Here is a 20,278-nt window from a genome sequence, read left to right as displayed (position 1 = left end):
AACCGCCGCAGGCGGCCATTCAGAACAGAATCCGGCCATAAAAAAACGCCGTGGGCCAAGACGGCCGACGGCGTTTTATCTGGTCGCAATTCGCTTAAACGGTATGCAGATACCAGTTGTACTCAAGGTCGGAGATGGAGTGTTCGAACTCCTCCAGCTCGCTTTCCTTGCAGGCGACGAAGATATCGATGTACTTAGGATCGATGTACTTGGCCATCACCTCGCTGTCGTCCAGCTCGCGCAGGGCATCGCGCAAGTTGTTCGGCAGGCTTTGTTCGTTCTGCTCGTAGCTATTGCCTTCGACCGGAGCGCCCGGTTCGATCTTGTTCACTAGACCGTGATGCACACCGGCCAGGACCGAAGCCATCAGCAGGTACGGGTTGGCGTCGGCGCCGGCCACGCGGTGTTCGATACGCACGGCATCGGCTGAGCCGGTCGGTACGCGGATCGCCACGGTGCGGTTATCCAGGCCCCAGCACGGCGAGTTCGGTACATAGAACTGCGCGCCGAAGCGACGGTACGAGTTGACGTTCGGGCAGAGGAAAGCCATCTGCGCCGGCAGGGTCTCGAGCACACCGCCGATCGCGTGACGCAGCGCGGCGTTCTGCTCGGGATCCTCGCTTGCAAAGATGTTCTTGCCATCTTTGTCGAGCACCGAGATATGGACGTGCAGACCATTACCCGCCTGGCCCGGATACGGCTTGGCCATGAAGGTGGTGTCCATTTCATGGTCGTAGGCGATGTTCTTGATCAGACGCTTGAGCAGGACCGCGTAGTCGCACGCCTTGATCGGGTCGGCGACGTGGTGCAGGTTCACTTCGAACTGCGCCGGGGCACTTTCCTTGACGATGGCGTCGGCGGGGATGCCTTGCTCTTTGGCACCTTCCAGAATGTCCTGGAGGCAGTCGACGTATTCGTCGAGGTCGTCGATCAGGTAGACCTGAGTCGAGTGCGGGCGTTTGCCGGAGATCGGCGAGCGTGGCGGCTGAGGGCGGCCGTTCACGTTTTCCTGGTCGATCAGGTAGAACTCCAGCTCGAAGGCTGCGCAGATGGTCAAGCCCAGCTCGTCAAACTTTGCAACAACTTGACGGAGCACTTCGCGCGGATCGGCGAAGAACGGATCGCCTTCAAGTTCGTGCATGGTCATCAACAGTTGCGCGGTAGGGCGCTTCTGCCATGGCTCGTTGCACAGGGTATCGGGGATTGGATAGCAGATCCGGTCGGCGTCGCCGATGTCCAGACCCAGGCCGGTGCTTTCCACCGTAGAGCCATTGATATCCAGAGCAAATAGGGAGGCCGGCAGGTTGATGCCTTTCTCGTAAACCTTGTGGAGGCTGGTGCGTTCGATGCGCTTGCCGCGCACCACACCATTCATATCCGCAATCAGAAGGTCAACGTACAGAACCTCAGGATGTTCCTTAAGGAACGCGTTCGCTTCGTTAAGCTGAACGGCACGCGGGGGTACCGACATGATGCAACACCTTTGTTGTTAAAAATATCAATCATTGATCTTTTCTGGTTTCAGTCAACCCGAACGGCCTGCCGAAGTCAAGCGAGGCCTTTTTTGCCCTAAAAAAGCGCTGCAAGGGCATTTATGGGGCACTTTGGGGCAGTTTTCTGTCCTTGGGACGCTTGGCACCCGCGGGCTTGAGCAGGCCGTGTTGTATTTTTTACGGGGGTGTTGTGTAAAAAAATGAACAAGGCTAAGCTCCGACCAAACCCATAACAGCAATAATACCGGGGTGCTTCATGTCTCGCCTGCCGTTAATCGGCATCACCGACTGCTCGCAACAGTCCGGTCTGCATGCTCATCACATCAGTGGCGACAAATCCGTCCGTAATGCAGCCAGCATGGCTCGCGGCGGGTCGACGAGGTTCTCGTGCGCATCAGGCCCAACGGCAACGTCCGATATTCTGGACGCACGGGACAGCATCCTGTTTATGGCGTCTCCTTCCAATATAGATCCCTTTGAGTCCCAAAGCCTGTGCCGCTCCCAAAGCCGTGCTCATGATTCTGCACGCCTTGAATGTGCACAGGAAATGCAACGCCAGCGTAAAGGGCAGGTAAGCTCCTCTTTCATTGTCTATGCGCGGTGCCAGGCGTAAGCCGGTACTGCGCGCAAGCAAGCCCCCTTTAACGCGACGCCACGGCGTCAAACTTTGCCTGACACGATGTCAGGAGACTCAGCCCAGAGGCATTTATGAGTAACAACCTCGACCAGCTCACCGATTGGTTGAAAGACCACAAGATCACAGAAGTCGAATGCATGATCGGCGACTTGACCGGTATCACCCGGGGCAAGATCTCGCCGACCAACAAGTTCATCGCCGAGAAGGGCATGCGCCTGCCAGAAAGCGTTCTGTTGCAGACCGTGACCGGCGACTACGTCGAAGACGACATCTATTACGAACTGCTCGACCCGGCCGACATCGACATGATCTGCCGTCCCGACCAGAACGCCGTGTACCTGGTGCCATGGGCGATAGAGCCGACCGCTCAGGTGATCCACGACACCTACGACAAGCAAGGCAACCCGATCGAGCTGTCGCCGCGCAACGTCCTCAAGAAAGTCTTGAAGCTCTATTCCGACAAGGGCTGGCAGCCAATTGTGGCGCCGGAGATGGAGTTCTACCTGACCAAGCGCAGTGACGACCCCGACTATCCGTTGCAGCCGCCAATCGGCCGTTCGGGCCGTCCGGAAATCGGGCGTCAGTCGTTCTCGATCGAAGCGGCGAACGAATTCGACCCGCTGTTCGAAGACGTCTACGACTGGTGCGAACTGCAGGAGCTGGACCTCGACACGCTGATCCACGAAGACGGCACGGCGCAGATGGAAATCAACTTCCGTCACGGCGATGCACTGTCGCTGGCCGACCAGATCCTGGTATTCAAACGCACCATGCGCGAAGCCGCGCTCAAACACGACGTGGCCGCGACCTTCATGGCCAAGCCGATGACCGGCGAGCCGGGCAGCGCGATGCACCTGCACCAGAGCATCATCGACATCGAGACCGGCAAGAACGTGTTCTCCAATGAAGACGGGACCATGAGCCAGCTGTTCCTGCACCACATCGGTGGTCTGCAGAAACTGATCCCGGAATTGCTCCCGCTGTTCGCCCCGAACGTCAACTCGTTCCGCCGCTTCCTGCCGGACACTTCGGCGCCGGTGAACGTGGAGTGGGGCGAAGAAAACCGCACCGTGGGCCTGCGCGTACCGGATGCCGGCCCGCAGAACCGTCGGGTGGAAAACCGCCTGCCGGGCGCCGACGCCAACCCGTACCTGGCGATTGCCGCGAGCCTGCTCTGCGGTTACATCGGCATGGTCGAGGGCCTCAACCCGAGCGCGCCAGTGGTCGGTCGTGGTTACGAGCGCCGAAACCTGCGCCTGCCGCTGACCATCGAGGACGCGCTGGAGCGCATGGAAAACAGCGCGACCATCGAGAAATACCTGGGCAAGACCTTCATCACCGGCTACGTCGCGGTCAAGCGGGCCGAGCATGAAAACTTCAAGCGCGTGATCAGTTCCTGGGAGCGTGAGTACCTGCTCTTCGCCGTCTGATACGCCGGGCGCGGCTGGCAGCAGCCGCGCCTTCACCGATAACAAGGAGAATTGGCATGACCAGCAACAACCCGCAAACCCGTGAGTGGCAAGCCCTGAGCAGCGATCACCACCTGGCCCCGTTCAGCGATTTCAAGCAGCTGAAAGAGAAGGGTCCACGGATCATCACCAACGCCAAGGGCGTGTACCTGTGGGACAGCGAGGGCAACAAGATCCTCGATGGCATGGCGGGTCTGTGGTGCGTGGCGATCGGTTATGGCCGCGATGAGCTGGCCGACGCAGCTGCCAAGCAGATGCGCGAACTGCCTTACTACAACCTGTTCTTCCAGACTGCGCACCCGCCGGCACTGGAACTGGCCAAGGCCATCGCCGACGTGGCGCCGCAAGGCATGAACCACGTGTTCTTCACCGGTTCCGGCTCCGAAGGCAACGACACCATGCTGCGCATGGTTCGCCATTACTGGGCGATCAAGGGCCAGCCGAACAAGAAAGTCATCATCAGCCGCAAGAACGGTTATCACGGCTCCACCGTGGCCGGCGCGAGCCTGGGTGGCATGACCTATATGCACGAGCAGGGCGACTTGCCGATTCCGGGCATCGTCCATATCGCGCAGCCGTACTGGTTCGCCGAGGGTGGCGACATGTCGCCGGAAGAGTTCGGCATCTGGGCGGCCAATCAGCTGGAAGAGAAGATTCTCGAAGTCGGCGTGGACAACGTCGGTGCGTTCATTGCCGAGCCGATTCAGGGCGCCGGCGGCGTGATCATTCCGCCAGACACCTACTGGCCGCGCATCAAGGAAATCCTCGCCAAGTACGACATTCTGTTCGTCGCTGACGAAGTGATCTGTGGTTTCGGTCGTACCGGCGAGTGGTTCGGTTCGGATTTCTACGACCTGAAGCCGGACATGATGACCATCGCCAAAGGCCTGACCTCCGGCTACATCCCGATGGGTGGCCTGATCGTGCGTGACGAAGTGGTGAAGGTGCTCAACGAGGGCGGCGATTTCAACCACGGCTTCACCTACTCCGGGCACCCGGTGGCGGCGGCGGTGGGGCTGGAAAACATCCGGATTCTGCGCGACGAGAAAATTATCGAGAACGCGCATAACGAAACGGCACCGTATTTGCAGAAACGTCTGCGCGAACTCAACGACCACCCGTTGGTGGGCGAAGTGCGCGGCGTTGGTCTGCTGGGGGCGATCGAGCTGGTGCAGGACAAGGCCACTCGCAAACGTTACGAAGGCAAGGGCGTGGGCATGATCTGTCGGCAGTTCTGCTTCGATAACGGCCTGATCATGCGCGCCGTGGGCGACACCATGATCATTGCGCCGCCGCTGGTGATCAGCAAGGCGGAGATCGATGAGCTGGTGACCAAGGCACGCAAGTGTCTGGACCTGACCCTCAGTGCGTTGCAGGCCTAAGTGCTAGGCTTCGAGCGGGGGAGCTGCGGCGCTCTCGCTCGAAGGTGTCAGAAAGGTTGGCCTTTTCTTGAAAGACCGCCTCCGATCTTGCCAGACTAGCCGCGGTTCCAGTTGTCCGGGTTCGGCCGCTGAACAAAGTGGTTCAAAAAAGAAAAATTTGGAGCATGACGCATGAAGGCATTAGGTAAAAAGCTTGCTGGCAAGACTCTTCTCGCTTTGTCCGTTGCGGGCATGATGGCGGGCGCGGTCCACGCGGACGACAAGGTATTGCACGTCTACAACTGGTCCGACTACATCGCTCCGGACACCATTGCCAACTTCGAGAAAGAGTCCGGGATCAAAGTCGTCTACGACGTATTCGACAGCAACGAAACCCTGGAAGCCAAACTGCTGGCGGGCAAATCCGGTTACGACGTCGTTGTGCCGTCGAACAACTTCCTGGCCAAGCAGATCAAGGCGGGCGTTTATCAGGAGCTGGACAAGTCCAAGCTGTCCAACTACGGCAACCTGAACAAATCGCTGCTCAAGGCGGTTTCGGTCAGTGACCCGGACAACAAGCACGCCTTCCCGTACATGTGGGGCTCGATCGGCATCGGCTACAACCCGGAGAAGGTCAAGGCTGCACTGGGCGTCGACACCATCGACTCCTGGGACACTCTGCTCAAGCCGGAGAACATCGCCAAGCTCAAGGGCTGCGGTGTGAGCTTCCTCGACTCGCCGACCGAAATGCTCCCGGTCGCGCTGCACTACCTGGGCCTGCCAACCGACAGCCAGAAGAAAGAAGACATCAAGAAAGCCGAGGAACTGTTCCTCAAGATTCGTCCTTCGATCACCTACTTCCACTCCTCCAAGTACATCTCGGACCTGGCCAACGGCAACATCTGCGTAGCGGTCGGCTACTCGGGTGACGTGCAGCAGGCCAAGTCGCGTGCCGCCGAGGCCGGTGACAAGGTCAAAGTCAGCTATGCCATTCCGAAGGAAGGTGCCGGCAGCTTCTATGACATGGTCGCGATTCCGAAAGATGCGGAAAACATCGACGGCGCCTACAAGTTCATGAACTACCTGCTGCAACCGAAAGTGATGGCCGAGATCACCAACGCTGTGCGCTTCCCTAACGGTAACGCCGAAGCGACCCAGTACGTGAACAAGGACATCACCTCCGATCCAGGCATCTACCCGCCAGCCGACGTGCAGGCCAAGCTGTATGCGATCGCCGATTTGCCGGCCGCTACCCAGCGTGAACTGACCCGCAGCTGGACCAAGATCAAATCCGGTAAATAAGCCGGTTTGACGCAGCAACCACTGGCCGTCGTCGCCGCGACGGCGGCCAGCGGATCAATTAAATGACAGGAAGTTTTGCAGGAACGGTTTTTCGAGGGTAAGTTGCGCGCCGGTTTGGTTGCCGGGCAGCCATGGCTGTCATGTAACGCGGGGCAACTTGGGCCCAACTAATTTAGAGGACCTCCACTTGCCTATTTTTTCTTCTTTGCGCAAAGCCCTGCTGGCCACTGCCGGCCTGACGATCGCTGTCGGAGCCCAGGCCGCCGGTACGGTGCATATTTATAACTGGTCGGATTACATCGGCGAGACCACCCTGGCCGACTTCGAGAAAGCCACCGGGATCAAACCGGTGTACGACGTGTTCGATTCCAACGAGACCCTGGAAGGCAAGCTGCTGGCCGGGCGTACCGGTTACGACGTGGTCGTGCCGTCGAACCACTTCCTCGGCAAACAGATCAAGGCGGGCGCGTTCCAGAAGCTCGACAGGTCGCAGTTGCCGAATTATTCGAATCTCGATCCGGTGCTGCTCAAGCGCCTGGAACAGAACGACCCGGGCAACCAGTACGCCGTGCCGTACCTGTGGGGCACCAACGGCATCGGCTACAACGTCGAGAAAGTCAAAGCGGTGCTCGGCATCGACAAGATCGACTCCTGGAGCGTGCTGTTCGAGCCGGAGAACATCAAGAAGCTGCACAGCTGTGGCGTCGCGTTCCTCGACTCGGCCGATGAAATGATGCCGACCGTGCTCAACTACATGGGGCTGAACGCCAACAGCACCAATCCGAAGGACTACGCCAAGGCCACCGACAAACTGCTGGCCGTGCGTCCCTACGTGACCTATTTCCACTCGTCGAAATACATCGGTGATCTGGCCAACGGCGACATCTGCGTGGCCATCGGTTTCTCCGGCGATATCTTCCAGGCCAAACACCGTGCCGAAGAAGCCAAGAAGGGCGTGAACATCGCCTACTCGATTCCGAAAGAGGGCGGCGCATTGTGGTTCGACATGCTGGCGATTCCGAAGGATTCGTCCAACGTCAAAGAGGCCCACGCCTTCATCAACTATTTGCTGAAACCTGAGGTGATCGCCCAGGTCAGTGATTACGTCGGTTACGCCAACCCCAACCCGGGGTCGGACAAGCTGATGGAACAGTCCATCCGCACCGATGAAGCGGTTTATCCACCGCAAGCAGTCCTCGACAAGACCTACGTGTCGGTCGAGTTGCCACCCAATATTCAGCGTTTGATGACCCGTAGCTGGACCAAGGTCAAGTCGGGCAAGTAAGGCACAAACTATCCTGGGTTCGCCCGCATGGGGCGAACTGCACTGTTTTTTTCTGGGAGTTTCGTAAATGGCAGTTGCCTCCGGCGCCTATAAGAAAGCCCTCGAGGGCGACCAGACACCTAAGCAGGTGTTGGTCAAAATCGACCGGGTCACGAAGAAGTTCGACGAGACGATTGCCGTGGACGATGTGTCCCTGGAAATCAAGAAAGGCGAGATCTTCGCCCTGCTCGGCGGCTCGGGATCGGGCAAATCCACGCTGCTGCGGATGCTGGCAGGGTTCGAACGGCCCACGGAGGGGCGCATTTTCCTCGACGGCGTCGACATCACCGACATGCCGCCGTACGAGCGACCGATCAACATGATGTTCCAGTCGTATGCCTTGTTCCCGCACATGACTGTGGCGCAGAACATCGCCTTCGGCCTCAAGCAGGACAAGATCCCCAACGCCGAGATCGATGCGCGCGTGGCCGAGATGCTTAAGCTGGTGCAGATGAGCCAGTACGCCAAGCGCAAGCCGCATCAACTGTCCGGCGGTCAGCGGCAGCGGGTGGCACTGGCGCGCTCGCTGGCCAAGCGGCCGAAGTTGCTGCTGCTCGACGAGCCGATGGGCGCACTGGACAAGAAACTGCGTTCGCAGATGCAACTGGAGCTGGTGGAGATCATCGAGCGCGTCGGCGTGACCTGCGTGATGGTGACCCACGACCAGGAAGAGGCCATGACCATGGCCGAGCGCATCGCGATCATGCACCTGGGCTGGATCGCCCAGATCGGCAGCCCGATCGACATCTACGAAACCCCGACCAGCCGTCTGGTCTGCGAATTCATCGGCAACGTGAACATCTTCGAAGGCGAAGTGATCGACGACGCCGAAGGCCACGCGACCATCACCTGCAAAGACCTCGACCGGCAGATCTACGTCGGCCACGGCATCAGCACTTCGGTACAGGACAAATCCGTGACCTACGCGATTCGTCCGGAGAAGCTGCTGGTCACCGCCGAAATGCCGACCTGCGAATACAACTGGTCCAGCGGCAAGGTGCATGACATCGCCTACCTCGGCGGCCACTCGGTGTTCTACGTCGAATTGCCGAGCGGCAAGCTGGTGCAGTCGTTTGTCGCCAACGCCGAACGTCGCGGCCAGCGTCCGACCTGGGGCGATCAGGTTTACGTGTGGTGGGAAGACGACAGCGGCGTGGTACTTCGCTCATGAACATGCGCAAGTTCAAACGACGGCTCAACCGAATAATTCCCAATGGCCGGCAACTGGTCATCGGGGTTCCGTTCATCTGGCTGTTCCTGTTCTTCATGCTGCCGTTCTTCATCGTCCTGAAGATCAGCTTCGCTGAAGCCGACGTGGCCATCCCGCCGTACACCGAGATCTACACCTTCGCCGAGCAGAAGCTGCAACTGCTGCTGAACCTGGGCAACTACGCGATGCTCGGCGACGACGAGTTGTACATCGCCGCCTACCTCGGCTCGCTGAAGATGGCGTTCTTCAGCACGCTGCTGTGCCTGCTGATCGGCTACCCGATGGCCTACGCCATCGCCAGTGCGCGCAAAGAGCTGCAGACGGTGCTGGTGCTGCTGATCATGATGCCGACCTGGACTGCGATCCTGATCCGCGTTTACGCGTGGATGGGCATCCTCAGCAACAACGGCCTGCTCAACGGTTTCCTGATGAGCATGGGCTTTATCGACGAGCCGCTGCAGATCCTCAACACCAACCTGGCGGTCTATATCGGCGTGGTTTATTCGTACCTTCCGTTCATGATCCTGCCGCTGTACGCCAACCTGGTGAAGCACGATCAGAGCCTGCTGGAAGCCGCTTCCGACCTCGGTTCGAGCACCTTCAACAGCTTCTGGAAAATCACCATTCCACTGTCCAAGAACGGGATCATTGCCGGCTGCATGCTGGTGTTCATCCCGGTGGTCGGCGAGTTCGTGATCCCGGAACTGCTGGGCGGCCCGGAAACCCTGATGATCGGTAAAGTGCTCTGGCAAGAGTTCTTCAACAACCGTGACTGGCCGGTGGCGTCCGCCCTGGCGGTGGTGATGCTGGCGATCCTGATTGTGCCGATCATCCTGTTCAACCGCAGTCAGGCCAAGGAAATGGAGGGCAAAGAATGAAACGCATCCGTTTCTCCAGCCTGATGCTGGTACTGGGTCTGTTGTTCATCTACCTGCCGATGCTGATCCTGGTGATCTACTCGTTCAACGCCTCGAAACTGGTGACGGTGTGGGGCGGCTGGTCGATCAAGTGGTACGTCGGCCTGCTCGACAACACCCAACTGATGGGCTCGGTGGTGCGCTCCCTGGAAATCGCCTGCTATACCGCGGTTGCGGCGGTGGCGCTGGGTACGCTGGCAGCCTTCGTGCTGACCCGCATCACCCACTTCAAGGGCCGTACGCTGTTCGGTGGCCTGGTCACCGCGCCGCTGGTGATGCCGGAAGTGATCACCGGTCTGTCGCTGTTGCTGCTGTTCGTGGCCATGGCGCAGATGATCGGCTGGCCGCAGGAACGTGGCATCGTCACCATCTGGATCGCCCACACCACGTTCTGTGCGGCGTATGTGGCGGTGGTGGTGTCGGCGCGTCTGCGTGAGCTGGACCTGTCGATCGAAGAAGCGGCGATGGATCTGGGTGCGCGGCCGTGGAAGGTGTTCTTCCTGATCACCATCCCGATGATCGCGCCATCGCTGGCAGCGGGCGGAATGATGTCGTTCGCCCTGTCGCTGGACGACCTGGTGCTGGCGAGCTTCGTTTCCGGCCCGGGTTCGACCACTCTGCCGATGGAAGTGTTTTCCGCGGTGCGTCTGGGCGTGAAGCCTGAGATCAACGCCGTGGCCAGCCTGATTCTGCTGGCGGTGTCGATCGTGACGTTCATGGTGTGGTTCTTCAGCCGCCGCGCCGAAGAAGCGCGCAAGAAAGCCATCCAGCAAGCCATCGAAGAAGGCGCCGCCGATTCGTGGAAGCAACCGGACGTGCGCCGCGCGCCTGCGCCGGAAGCGGCTTAAGCCATATCGGGTTGGCCACTTTCTCAAGGCCAACCCAAATCCAAATGTGGGAGCGGGCTTTTGTGGCGAGGGGATTTATCCCCGATGGGTTGCGAAGCGGCCCCCTCTCTTGATTCAAAAAGAAAGGGACTGCTACGCAGTCCATCGGGGATAAATCCCCTCACCACAGGGCACACCCCCACAGTTGGTATTAGGCAGTCCAGGGAGATTGGCGGATGACTTCAACAAAGTTCATCGGCTTGAACCCCGGCTCCTGATCCACCAGCACATCGGTCTTCACGTTGCCGAACGTGGTCTGCGGACGATGGCGCAAGCCGTCGGCAAACGCGCAGATGATGCACTCCTTGAAACCTTCCCCGCGTGGATGCGCATGCACCACGGCTTCGCGCTGGGTACTGCTGAACGCCGCGTAATCCATGCCCAACACGTCCATCTCGACACCTGCCGTCACCAGCGCCACGGTCGGCCGCAGATGTTTGGGCACGCCCGGCGTGGTGTGCAGGGCAATCGACAGCCAGACCTGTTCGATGTCGTCATCACTGAGCCCATACGGTTTGAGAAACGCCGCTGCCGCGTTGGCGCCATCCACTTCGAAACGCTCGTCGGCACTGCGATAGCCCTCGACCAGACCGAGGTCGTGGAACATCGCGCCGATATACAGCAGCTCCGGGTTGTAGGCCAGTTGTTGGCGCTCGCCGCTCAATGCGCCGAACAGAAACACCCGGCGCGAGTGGTGGTAAAGCAGGTCGGTTTCGATGTCGCGAATGTACTCGGTGGTGGCCCGGGCGAGGGCGCTGTCGGGGATCTTGATGCCGGCAATGGTCGTGCTCATGAAGGTATCCTCATCGAAAACGCCGTCGTGGCGCTGATGGGCAAAGTCTGTTCCCCGAGGCACTAAACGGACAATCAACGCATGGCTGCGATCCTTGCCAATCGACCTGCAAATCGTGCCAACCTCGCTTGTTGAACCTGGATTGGCTAGGGTTGGCTCAATCAACAAGGCAGGCACGGCCCATGTGGGAGCGGGCTTGCTCGCGAAAGGGCCCTCACATTCAACTTACCTGTTGAATGACACACCGCTTTCGCGAGCAAGCCCGCTCCCACAGGGATTTGTGTTTGCCACAGGCATTGAGGACATTGGAGGCTTATGAACAAAACCATCGCCATCGTGGTATTCCCCGGCGTGCAGGCGCTGGATGTCAGCGGGCCGATGGATGTGTTCGCCGAGGCCAATCGTTTTTTGCCGCCTGAGGATCACTATCAACTGGAGGTGATCGGCCTCGAACGCGGGCCGATGGCCTGCTCCAACGGGTTGAACCTCAGTGCTCACCGGCACTTCAGCGAAGCGCTCGACGCCTGGGACCTGCTGCTGGTGGCCGGCGGCCCGCAGTTGCCGTTCATGGATTTCGGCAAAAGCTTCGACACCTGGCTGCGTGAGGCCTGCGCCCGTGCGCGGCGTTTCGGCTCGATCTGCAACGGCGCGTTCATGCTGGCGCGGGCGGGGTTGCTCGAAGGGCGCACCGTGACCACCCACTGGAACGATGCCGAAGCCTTGGCCCAGTTGTGTCCATCGACCCAAGTCGAGGCCGACCGCCTGTATGTCGAGGACGGTGCGCTCTACACCTCAGCCGGGGTCACCGCCGGGATCGATCTGTCGTTGTACCTGTTGGCCCGCGATCACGGCGCTGAAGTAGCGCTGAGTGTGGCCAAGCGACTGGTGGTGTTCACCCAGCGCTCCGGCGGGCAATCGCAGTTCAGCCCGTTCCTCACACCGCATGCGGAGTCGACGTCAGCGGTGGCGATGGTGCAGTTGTATGTGCTGGCCAACCTCACCGGCGATCTGACGATTGCCGATCTGGCGAACGCGGCGAACATGAGTGCGCGCAACTTCTCCCGGGTGTTCGCCCGTGAGGCTCGGGTCACCCCGGCGGAGTTCGTCGAAAGTGCGCGAGTGGATGCGGCGCGGGTGCTGCTGGAAAGCACCACGGCACCGCTGAAGACCGTGGCCTATCAGTGCGGGTTTCGCGATGCGCAGCACATGCGCAGTGTGTTCAACCGTCGATTGGGCGTGACGCCGCAGCAGTTTCGGCTGAATTTTGCGTTGATGCTCTGAGAGATGTGTTGAGTTGGCGGGCCCCATCGCGAGCAGGCTCACTCCTACAATTGGAATGCGTTCCCCTGTAGGAGTGAGCCTGCTCGCGATAGGGGCCGTCCGGCTGACCGAGAACTATTGGGTCGCCCGCGCCGGCAACAGCTTAAGGGTACTGCGCGTATTGGCCGTCACCTCTTCCTCGCTGAAATGCGCCTGCACATACATCCCCTCGACGTACTCTTCAGCCTGATCGTCATAGTGGCTGTCGAACGGCACACCACTCTGGCCGACCGGGTTGATGGTCAGGCTGTGCGCCGGGTCGGCGAAGTCCACCAGGCGCCGTGTCGAAGGCCCATAGGTCACCGGCCATGGCGCCGGGCCGAGCTTGGCCGAGAGATTGTTCGGCACTTCATGACTGCCGGGAGCAGCGAACGGCCCGACATTGACGATCCGGTCCAGCGGCTTCTGCTGACCCAACGGATGACCGTGGGTCAGGGTGTGCGCCGTGCCCCATTGCCAGTCGGACGTATTGTCGCCGAGGGTCTGTTTCAGGTGCGTCATGCTCGCCTGCCACGCCGCTTTGACGATGTCGGCACGGGTCTCCTTATTCGGTGTGTTGCGGTTGTCCCACCACGGCGAGTCCGCATTCGCCGCCAGGCGTGGCAGGGCGGCGTCGATCACCCGGGTCGACAGCAGGGTCTCGAAGAAATCGTTGCCCAGCTCATCACGCATCGCCGCATCGGCGAGGTCGTAGAGGAACTGGTTGAACAGTGTGGCGTTGACCGAATCCAGCGGATAGTCGCCTTGCCACTGCGCCAGTTGCTCGACCAGTTTCAGCTGCGCCGGATCGCTCACCACTTCCCGCAACACCGGCAGCAATGGCGCCAGGGTACGCGGGCCGTAGGCGGTGGTGGTGCCCAGTTGCAGCTTCTGGTTGGCCTCGTTGCTCCACTTCAGATTCTTGTCGCTGAGCTGGCGGTTGAGCTGCTGGCCGCGATCGGCGAGGTTGTAGTAACCGGGAATCTCCATCCCGGTCGGCGACAGCGGCTGGAAGTTGGCCGAGACGATGTAGCCGCGCGCCGGGTTTTCTTCCTGCGGGTTGGCGCTGAACGGGTAGTAGCCGTCCTTGTCCGCCTGATTGCTGCTGCCGTCGAGAATGAACTCCGGCTTTACCCCGGCCGGGCGTTTCGGCAACAGCGCCGAGGCCCACCATGCAATGTCACCCTTGGCGTTGGCGTAGACGATGTTCAGCCCCGGCGCCTGCACCTTGGCTGCCGCCGCACGGGCCTTGGCCAGGGTGTCGGCGCGGTTGAGCTGGTAGAAACCTTCGAGGATCGGGTTCGGCGTTTCGAGAAACGCCCACCACATGGCGATCGGCGTTTTACCGGCGGCAGTGCCGAGGGCGTCGTTGACGATCGGGCCGTGGGGCGACTGGCGCAAGGTCAGCGTCACCGGCGTCTGGCCCTTCACCGCGATCTGCTGCTCGGAGCTGACCAGATCGGTCCACTGGCCGTGGTACCAGACCTGATTCGGGTTGTCCGGGTTGACCTTCTCGGCGATCAGATCCAGATCGTCGTTCTGGAACATGGTCAGGCTCCAGCCGAAATCGAGGTTGTGCCCCAGGAACGCGAACGGCACCAGTGCCTGATGATGGCCGTAGAGCTCAAAGCCCGGCGCCGACAGTTGCGCCTCGTACCACACCGACGGCACCGAGAAGCGAATGTGCGGGTCACCGGCCAGCAGCGGTTTGCCGCTCTGGCTACGGCTGCCGGCGATCACCCAGGCGTTGCTGCCTTCGAATTGCGGCAGGCCGTTTTCAATCAGCGCCTGCTCGCTGAGGCGGGCGAGGGCGTTGAGGTCTTGCCAGTCACCGGCGGCGAGGGTCGGCGACTTCTTGGCCTGATCTTTGGCGAGCACGCCTTTGGGCTGCCAGTCGAGGTCGAAGACGTTGAGGTAATCGGCGCCGAGTTGATCGCGCACGTAGGTCAGCAGCGGTTCGGTACGAAACGCGGCGGCGAAGCTGTAGGCCATATAACCGGCGACGCTGATGCTGTCCTCCGCCGTGAACGGCCGCTTGGGAATGCCCAGCACGTCGAACTCCACCGGCGCGACGTGGCTGTCCTGATATTGGTTGATGCCGTCCAGATAGGCTTGCAGGGCCTTCCACGCCGGGGACTGCTTATCGAGACTGGCGACATAGCTGGCAGCGCGTTCACGGATGCGCAGGCTGCGAAACAGTTTGTCGGTGTCGAGCAGCTTCGGCCCGAGCACTTCGGCCAGCTCGCCGCGCGCGAGGCGGCGCATGGCTTCCATCTGGAACAACCGGTCTTGAGCGTGCACGTAGCCGAGGGCGCGATACAGATCGGTTTCGTTCTCGGCACGAATATGCGGCACCCCGCGTTCGTCGTAACGCACGGTCACCGAACCCTGCAGATTGCGCAGCTTCACCTGGCCCTGACGCGTCGGTTGCTTGCTATAGACGTACCCGCCGACACTGGCGAGCAGGACAACGATGAGCAAGGCAAGAACGGTGAAAACGCGTTTCATGGTGACTCCTTGTGCATGCGGGATTGCCGCCCGTCGGGCTGCAAACAATTAGCACAGACCTTCCGTGCCGTGCATCGCTGTCCTTGAAAAGTCCGGAATGCCTTACTGCGCCACTACCGGCCACGGGCAATAACACCCGACCGCCAGGGTGTGCGTGGCGTTGACCGGGCGATCTTCGGTCAGGGCATTGAGGATCGGTTCGATAAAACTGTTGCTGGAATTGCAGGTCAGCCCTTCACTGTACGGCCCGAAGTACGCCAGTTTGCCGCTGCGATCCCAGATCGCCACGGCGGGGCTGGCCGGGATCTGCTCGGAACCGGGCAATACCGCGATGGTTTTCAGATTGCTCAGGGTGGCGGGTAACTGGCCGTGGGAGCCGGCGCGCTGCACGGCGAAGAATTCCACACCGCGCGCGCCGTACTGCTCGACCATCTCGGTCAGGTGCTGTTGATTGCCGACGTTGCATGGGCAGGCCGGATCCCAGAAATGCACGAGACGGATTTTGCCGGGGCCGGCCAGTTCATCCGGCAGGCGCAACGGATCCCCGGAAAACACGGCGGTGTGCTGACTGAACGCACGCAGATAGCGCCCCTGAAACCAGTCGTACGCCGCCCACAGCACCCCGGCACACACAAGCGCGAGCAGGCTGGCAAACAGTGCGGTGCGGTAGGGCGAGCGCATGGTTTTTCGATCCTCGAAGGGGGGCTAGCTTGCCATGCTTGCCGCAACAGATGAATATCGCAGGCCGATAAAGTCTGTTTACCGCTTTGGAATACCCGCATGCCTGACACTTTCGATGCCGATCATTTACGCGCCAGCCTCAAGCCTTTGGCCCAGTGGCAGCCGTTGTCGGACGAGGCCAAGGCGTATCAGCGGTTCTATCAGACCGACTTTCCCGAGCGCGATGTCTGGCGCGGCATGGGCCGGTTCGAGGTGGACGGTTATGAGCTGGTCAGCCATTGCTGGTGGCCGGAGAAGGTCAAGGGCACGCTGTTTCTGCTGCACGGTTTTTACGATCACACCGGGCTGTATCGGCATGTGATCGAGTGGGCGCTGGATCAGGATTTTGCCGTCATCGCCTGCGACTTGCCGGGCCATGGTTTGTCGAGTGGACCGCGGGCGAGCATCCGCGACTTCTCCGAATATCAGGACACGTTGCAGGCGTTGTTCGCTGAAGCCAGTTCGATTGCCCTGCCGCAACCCTGGCATCTGTGCGGACAAAGCACTGGCGGCGCGATCGTCGTCGATCATGTGCTCAACCATGGCGAGAACAGTCCGGCGCAGGGCCAGTTGATTCTGCTGGCGCCGCTGGTGCGTCCGCGCGCCTGGGGCTGGTCGCAGCTCAGTTATTACCTGCTGAGGCCTTTCGTGCGGGGCATCGCCCGGCGCTTCAGCGAGAACTCCAACGACCCGGATTTCCTGCCGTTCCTGCAGACCGATCCGTTACAGCCAAAACGTTTGCCGACGGCGTGGGTCGGTGCACTGTCGCGCTGGATCATCCGCGTCGAACACGCGAAAAAAAGTCCGCGACGGCCGCTGATCATTCAGGGGCAGGCGGACATGACCGTGGACTGGCAGCACAACTTACAGGTGCTGAAGTGGAAGTTCGACCGGCCGCAGATTCTGCTGCTGCCGGAGGCGCGGCATCATCTGGCGAACGAGACGCTGGAAATGCGCGAGGAGTATTTCGAGTTTCTGAACAAGCGAATCAGGGGCAGAAATTTATAGTGTTTGTAAGGGCCTCTTCGCGAGCAAGCCCGCTCCCACATGAAACCGCGATCACCTGTGGGAGCGGGCTTGCTCGCGAAGGCGGCCGGTCAGGCAATAAAGATCACTGACCAAGGTTCGAGGAGCTTTGCCCCACCGCCAACCCCGCCCGAATCGCCGCCAGCGCCGCCTGGTAATACGCCTTGCCCTCGCTGGACTCGGCGAAGGTCGCGAACTGCTCCAGTTCGTCATCCGACAGATCGCGATAAACGTAGAGCAGCGTGTTGTTCAAATCGGCGCCGATCTGCTCCATCAGGCGCTGGCGCTGGCCGTTCAACATGCCTTGCGCCTGACCGCCGCCGAGCAAGCCGGGGATCATCGAGCTCAAACTGTCCGCCGCCACCCCGGCAATCGCCAGGCTGACTTCCGCGCCGGCCTCGCGGGCGGGCAGGGCCTGGGCCAGATGGCCGATGATCAGCAGGCGGCTGTCGCTGGCCTGCATCTTCGGCAGGCCCTTGGCGTTCTTCGCCAGTTGATCGCGACGGGTGGCGAGCAATTCAGCGGCGACGATTTTCTTGCCCAGCGGCGATTGAAAGAAGGTCAGTGCCGGTTGTGGATCGGCAAGGTGCTGGCGCAGTTGCGCTTCGGCACGCTGATCCATGGCCTGGGGAGCGAAGCGCTGGTTGCTGTTGTTGACCAGGGCTTGAAACACCGCCGGCGGCAGGTTGTTCTGGTAGCGCTGCTGCGCGGCACTCAGGGCATCATTGAAATGCGCACGTTGATCTGGCCAGCCGGCGATCTTGTACAGCTGATCGTGGCCGTCCGCCCAGGCGGGCAAAACGCAGAACATCAACAGTGAAAAAAGCAAACGGCGCATAGGGACTCCTGTCAGCAGCGGACTATTCTCCGTGCGGTGCCGGGACTTGTCGAGAATTCGTAGCAAGCCGCTGCGTGGCTCTGTCGGATTTCCTGCCGCCGGCATACTATGCGCGCCATGCAAATATCCTCTGAACACCCGCTGCTGTTACGCATCGTCGACGACCTGGCCGAACACGGCTGGTCGCAGCAGAACATTTTCCTGCCCGCGGGTTTGACCCGTGAGCTGGCGGCCGAGTGCCGCAAACGTGAGGCCGAGGGTGAACTGGCGCCGGCGGGGGTAGGCCGTGGGCCGTTTTCGGAGATTCGCGAGGGCATTCGTGGCGACCACATCCAGTGGATCGACCCGGGCCAGGCCGAGGCCAGCGACCGTTATCTGAGCCTGATGGACAGTCTGCGCGAGGCGCTCAATCGCGGGCTGTTCCTCGGGCTCGAGGATTTCGAATGCCATTTCGCCCTGTATCCGCCGGGCGCGTTTTATCGCAAGCACGTCGACCGTTTTCGCGACGATGACCGGCGCATGGTTTCGGTGGTGGTCTACCTCAATGACGCGTGGTTGCCGGAAGACGGCGGTCAGCTGCGCATGTACCTGGACGATGAGCGCGTCCACGACGTGCAACCCACCGGCGGCTGTCTGGTGGTGTTCCTCTCCGGCGAGGTGCCGCATGAAGTGCTGCCGGCGCACCGCGAACGCCTGTCGCTGACCGGCTGGTTCCGTCGCCGTGGCAACGAGCCGTTCTGATATGCAGAAGATTCTGGTCAGCCGCTGCCTGTTGGGCCACCGCGTGCGTTACGACGGCGGGGCCAGCGGGCCGTTCGATCTGCTCAAACAGTGGATCGCCGAAGGCCGTGTGGTGCCGCTGTGTCCCGAAGTGGCTGGCGGTTTGCCAACACCGCGGGCAGCGGCGGAGATCCCGGGCGGGCAGGGCGCCGAAGTGCTCGATGGCACGGCGGCGGTGATCACCAGCGAAGGCGAGGACGTCAGCGCGCAGTTTCTCGATGGTGCGCGGCAAGCGCTGGAGCTGGTGCAAAAGCATGACATCCGCGTGGCGGTGCTCAAGGCCAACAGTCCTTCTTGCGGGAATTTGCTGACCTATGACGGGACGTTCAGTGGGGTGAAGGTCAGTGGCGAAGGCGTGACGGCTGCGCTGCTCAAACGGCATGGGGTGCAGGTGTTCAGTGAGCTCGAACTGCCTGAGGCCGCAATGGCCCTGACCCAACTCGACTGAAAGCCACCCACAAAACCCATGTGGGAGCGGGCTTGCTCGCGAAAGCGGCGGGTCATCCAACCTGTGTATTGCCTGACACGACGCCTTCGGGAGCAAGCCCCCTCCCACAGGGTTTAAGTGTTCATTTGGGCTCGCTGAACCACTTCTCGGACAACGCCGCCAACCGCCCATCCGCCTTGATCCGCTGCAACGCACCCGCAAGGCTCGCCTGAAACGCCGGATTACCCTTCTGAAACGGAATCGCCAACTCCACCGGCACCGCCGTCTTCGGCTTCTCCTCGGTCAGCGCCTGTACCAGCACCATCGGTCGAGGCTGCTCATCCTTCTTCGCCAGCAGCTGCGAATCGACCTTGCCGTAAGGCTCGCTGACGTCGAAACGATCCTTGAGTTCAGGTGTCAGTGCTATGTGGTTGAGCGCGACGTCGTACTTGCCGCTTTCAACGCCCTGGAGCAGGTCGGCTTCGTCGGTGACGATGAAGTCGGCGCGCACATCCAGCTCGTTGGCCAGCAGTTGCCCTAGCTCGACCTCGAACCCCGTGAGTGTGTCGCCATCCTTGAAATTGAAGGGCGGTGTATTAGCCTCAAGGGCAATGCGCAACTCGCCACGGTCGTTGACGTCATCAATCAGTTCGGCGTGAGCCAGAGGGCTCAGAAGGGGTAGCAGGCAGATCAGGCCAGGCAGAAAGCGCATGGTCACTCCTTTGAAGTCATTATTGCGATGCTCTGAGTCAGGCTCGCTTTGCTATGGTTGTCGAGTGCCTTCGACAACGAATGGTCATGAAGTTGTCATGACCGCGCGGATTTTACGGAAAAACTGGAGAAGAGAATGAAAACGTTTATGTCACGAGCAGCCTTGGCTGGCCTGTTGATGAGTGTTTCAGTGCTGGCCAGTGCAGCGACCCCGGCACCCAAGGGCGCCGAAGTGTTCATCGTTTCTCCCGAAGACGGGGCCACGGTTTCTCAGGAGTTCAAGGTCAAGTTCGGGGTCAAGGACGTTGCGCTGGCACCGGCCGGTGACGTCACCAAGAACACCGGTCACCACCACCTGCTGATTGATGCCAAGGAAATCGTTCCGGCCGGTTCCGTCGTGCCGACCGACGCCAACCACATGCACTTCGGCAAGGCACAGACCGAGGCCACGATCAAACTGGCTCCGGGCAAGCACACCTTGCAACTGGAGCTGGGTGACAGCGGCCACATGGCGTTCGATCCGCCGATCGTCTCGAAAAAGATCACCGTCAACGTCGAATGACGTTTTCGCACGCA

18 protein-coding genes are annotated in these 20,278 nt (G+C 60.7%); 12 read left to right on the top strand and 6 right to left on the bottom strand.

The window, feature by feature from the left end:
* Positions 1 to 94 precede the first annotated feature (94 nt).
* Complete coding sequence (locus tag J1G18_RS01520) at positions 95 to 1,471, bottom strand: glutamine synthetase family protein (protein ID WP_003229254.1); 1,377 nt, start codon at positions 1,469 to 1,471, stop codon at positions 95 to 97.
* 730 nt (positions 1,472 to 2,201) lie between these two features.
* On the opposite strand from J1G18_RS01520, the gene J1G18_RS01515 reads away from it, so the two are divergent.
* From J1G18_RS01515 to J1G18_RS01485, 7 genes are all read left to right on the top strand, one after another.
* Complete coding sequence (locus J1G18_RS01515; protein WP_003229252.1) at positions 2,202 to 3,560, top strand: glutamine synthetase family protein; 1,359 nt, start codon at positions 2,202 to 2,204, stop codon at positions 3,558 to 3,560.
* A 56-nt stretch (positions 3,561 to 3,616) separates the two neighbouring features.
* On the top strand, positions 3,617 to 4,981 hold the full coding sequence (locus tag J1G18_RS01510) for an aspartate aminotransferase family protein (RefSeq protein ID WP_223006990.1): 1,365 nt from the start codon (positions 3,617 to 3,619) through the stop codon (positions 4,979 to 4,981).
* A gap of 171 nt (positions 4,982 to 5,152) precedes the next feature.
* The gene (locus J1G18_RS01505) at positions 5,153 to 6,262 is read left to right on the top strand and encodes a polyamine ABC transporter substrate-binding protein (RefSeq protein WP_098966147.1); all 1,110 of its coding nucleotides are present in this window, start codon (positions 5,153 to 5,155) and stop codon (positions 6,260 to 6,262) included.
* 187 nt (positions 6,263 to 6,449) lie between these two features.
* Positions 6,450 to 7,547: a polyamine ABC transporter substrate-binding protein gene (locus J1G18_RS01500; protein WP_047596655.1), complete on the top strand. Its 1,098-nt coding sequence runs from the start codon at positions 6,450 to 6,452 to the stop codon at positions 7,545 to 7,547.
* A gap of 67 nt (positions 7,548 to 7,614) precedes the next feature.
* The gene (locus J1G18_RS01495; RefSeq protein ID WP_003229245.1) at positions 7,615 to 8,757 is read left to right on the top strand and encodes an ABC transporter ATP-binding protein; all 1,143 of its coding nucleotides are present in this window, start codon (positions 7,615 to 7,617) and stop codon (positions 8,755 to 8,757) included.
* A gap of 35 nt (positions 8,758 to 8,792) precedes the next feature.
* Positions 8,793 to 9,674 (top strand): ABC transporter permease subunit, encoded by an 882-nt coding sequence (locus J1G18_RS01490; protein WP_171061891.1) that lies wholly within the window; start codon positions 8,793 to 8,795, stop codon positions 9,672 to 9,674.
* Positions 9,671 to 10,561: an ABC transporter permease subunit gene (locus tag J1G18_RS01485; protein ID WP_027610518.1), complete on the top strand. Its 891-nt coding sequence runs from the start codon at positions 9,671 to 9,673 to the stop codon at positions 10,559 to 10,561. The genes J1G18_RS01490 and J1G18_RS01485 overlap by 4 nt, the downstream gene beginning before the upstream one ends.
* Before the next feature lie 190 nt (positions 10,562 to 10,751).
* Here J1G18_RS01485 and J1G18_RS01480 read toward each other — a convergent pair whose 3' ends face one another.
* Positions 10,752 to 11,393 (bottom strand): HD domain-containing protein, encoded by a 642-nt coding sequence (locus J1G18_RS01480; protein WP_223006989.1) that lies wholly within the window; start codon positions 11,391 to 11,393, stop codon positions 10,752 to 10,754.
* Between the two features lie 315 nt (positions 11,394 to 11,708).
* Between J1G18_RS01480 and J1G18_RS01475 the strand changes: the two genes are divergently transcribed.
* Positions 11,709 to 12,674: a GlxA family transcriptional regulator gene (locus J1G18_RS01475; protein ID WP_223006988.1), complete on the top strand. Its 966-nt coding sequence runs from the start codon at positions 11,709 to 11,711 to the stop codon at positions 12,672 to 12,674.
* Positions 12,675 to 12,788: 114 nt separating this feature from the next.
* On the opposite strand, the gene J1G18_RS01470 is transcribed toward J1G18_RS01475, so the two are convergent.
* Positions 12,789 to 15,200 (bottom strand): penicillin acylase family protein, encoded by a 2,412-nt coding sequence (locus J1G18_RS01470; protein WP_223006987.1) that lies wholly within the window; start codon positions 15,198 to 15,200, stop codon positions 12,789 to 12,791.
* Positions 15,201 to 15,302: 102 nt separating this feature from the next.
* Entirely contained in the window at positions 15,303 to 15,881 is a 579-nt protein-coding gene (locus J1G18_RS01465; protein WP_139055167.1) for a DUF6436 domain-containing protein, read from the bottom strand.
* Between the two features lie 99 nt (positions 15,882 to 15,980).
* Between J1G18_RS01465 and J1G18_RS01460 the strand changes: the two genes are divergently transcribed.
* Positions 15,981 to 16,928: an alpha/beta hydrolase gene (locus J1G18_RS01460; protein ID WP_134784906.1), complete on the top strand. Its 948-nt coding sequence runs from the start codon at positions 15,981 to 15,983 to the stop codon at positions 16,926 to 16,928.
* Between the two features lie 103 nt (positions 16,929 to 17,031).
* Here the strand turns inward: J1G18_RS01460 and J1G18_RS01455 are convergent, their stop codons facing one another.
* Positions 17,032 to 17,784 carry a DUF2059 domain-containing protein gene (locus J1G18_RS01455; RefSeq protein ID WP_097088904.1) on the bottom strand — a complete coding sequence of 251 codons (753 nt, stop codon included), beginning with the start codon at positions 17,782 to 17,784 and terminating at the stop codon, positions 17,032 to 17,034.
* Positions 17,785 to 17,892: 108 nt separating this feature from the next.
* Here J1G18_RS01455 and J1G18_RS01450 point away from each other — a divergent pair, with 108 nt between their 5' ends.
* Complete coding sequence (locus J1G18_RS01450; RefSeq protein ID WP_103484326.1) at positions 17,893 to 18,525, top strand: 2OG-Fe(II) oxygenase; 633 nt, start codon at positions 17,893 to 17,895, stop codon at positions 18,523 to 18,525.
* Position 18,526: 1 nt separating this feature from the next.
* Positions 18,527 to 19,012, top strand: a complete 486-nt coding sequence (locus J1G18_RS01445; protein ID WP_223006986.1) for a DUF523 domain-containing protein — start codon at positions 18,527 to 18,529, stop codon at positions 19,010 to 19,012.
* A gap of 121 nt (positions 19,013 to 19,133) precedes the next feature.
* On the opposite strand, the gene J1G18_RS01440 is transcribed toward J1G18_RS01445, so the two are convergent.
* Positions 19,134 to 19,703 (bottom strand): transporter substrate-binding domain-containing protein, encoded by a 570-nt coding sequence (locus J1G18_RS01440; RefSeq protein ID WP_135296789.1) that lies wholly within the window; start codon positions 19,701 to 19,703, stop codon positions 19,134 to 19,136.
* Between the two features lie 135 nt (positions 19,704 to 19,838).
* Between J1G18_RS01440 and J1G18_RS01435 the strand changes: the two genes are divergently transcribed.
* On the top strand, positions 19,839 to 20,264 hold the full coding sequence (locus J1G18_RS01435) for a DUF4399 domain-containing protein (protein WP_135296788.1): 426 nt from the start codon (positions 19,839 to 19,841) through the stop codon (positions 20,262 to 20,264).
* The last annotated feature ends 14 nt before the right edge of the window (positions 20,265 to 20,278 follow it).

Origin of the sequence: Pseudomonas sp. MIS38 (assembly GCF_019891575.1) — a bacterium.
Classification (GTDB): Bacteria; Pseudomonadota; Gammaproteobacteria; order Pseudomonadales; family Pseudomonadaceae; genus Aquipseudomonas; species Aquipseudomonas putida_A.
Note: the sequence above shows the minus strand (reverse complement) of the source record. Positions and strands in the feature narration are given on the sequence as shown.

What these genes read in the sequence shown, in the direction of transcription:
- J1G18_RS01520 (WP_003229254.1), bottom strand. Translation starts at nt 1,471, where the DNA reads ATGTCGGTACCCCCGCGTGCCGTTCAGCTTAACGAAGCGAACGCGTTC.
- J1G18_RS01515 (WP_003229252.1), top strand. Translation starts at nt 2,202, where the DNA reads ATGAGTAACAACCTCGACCAGCTCACCGATTGGTTGAAAGACCACAAG.
- J1G18_RS01510 (WP_223006990.1), top strand. Translation starts at nt 3,617, where the DNA reads ATGACCAGCAACAACCCGCAAACCCGTGAGTGGCAAGCCCTGAGCAGC.
- J1G18_RS01505 (WP_098966147.1), top strand. Translation starts at nt 5,153, where the DNA reads ATGAAGGCATTAGGTAAAAAGCTTGCTGGCAAGACTCTTCTCGCTTTG.
- J1G18_RS01495 (WP_003229245.1), top strand. Translation starts at nt 7,615, where the DNA reads ATGGCAGTTGCCTCCGGCGCCTATAAGAAAGCCCTCGAGGGCGACCAG.
- J1G18_RS01485 (WP_027610518.1), top strand. Translation starts at nt 9,671, where the DNA reads ATGAAACGCATCCGTTTCTCCAGCCTGATGCTGGTACTGGGTCTGTTG.
- J1G18_RS01480 (WP_223006989.1), bottom strand. Translation starts at nt 11,393, where the DNA reads ATGAGCACGACCATTGCCGGCATCAAGATCCCCGACAGCGCCCTCGCC.
- J1G18_RS01475 (WP_223006988.1), top strand. Translation starts at nt 11,709, where the DNA reads ATGAACAAAACCATCGCCATCGTGGTATTCCCCGGCGTGCAGGCGCTG.
- J1G18_RS01470 (WP_223006987.1), bottom strand. Translation starts at nt 15,200, where the DNA reads ATGAAACGCGTTTTCACCGTTCTTGCCTTGCTCATCGTTGTCCTGCTC.
- J1G18_RS01465 (WP_139055167.1), bottom strand. Translation starts at nt 15,881, where the DNA reads ATGCGCTCGCCCTACCGCACCGCACTGTTTGCCAGCCTGCTCGCGCTT.
- J1G18_RS01460 (WP_134784906.1), top strand. Translation starts at nt 15,981, where the DNA reads ATGCCTGACACTTTCGATGCCGATCATTTACGCGCCAGCCTCAAGCCT.
- J1G18_RS01455 (WP_097088904.1), bottom strand. Translation starts at nt 17,784, where the DNA reads ATGCGCCGTTTGCTTTTTTCACTGTTGATGTTCTGCGTTTTGCCCGCC.
- J1G18_RS01450 (WP_103484326.1), top strand. Translation starts at nt 17,893, where the DNA reads ATGCGCGCCATGCAAATATCCTCTGAACACCCGCTGCTGTTACGCATC.
- J1G18_RS01445 (WP_223006986.1), top strand. Translation starts at nt 18,527, where the DNA reads ATGCAGAAGATTCTGGTCAGCCGCTGCCTGTTGGGCCACCGCGTGCGT.
- J1G18_RS01440 (WP_135296789.1), bottom strand. Translation starts at nt 19,703, where the DNA reads ATGCGCTTTCTGCCTGGCCTGATCTGCCTGCTACCCCTTCTGAGCCCT.
- J1G18_RS01435 (WP_135296788.1), top strand. Translation starts at nt 19,839, where the DNA reads ATGAAAACGTTTATGTCACGAGCAGCCTTGGCTGGCCTGTTGATGAGT.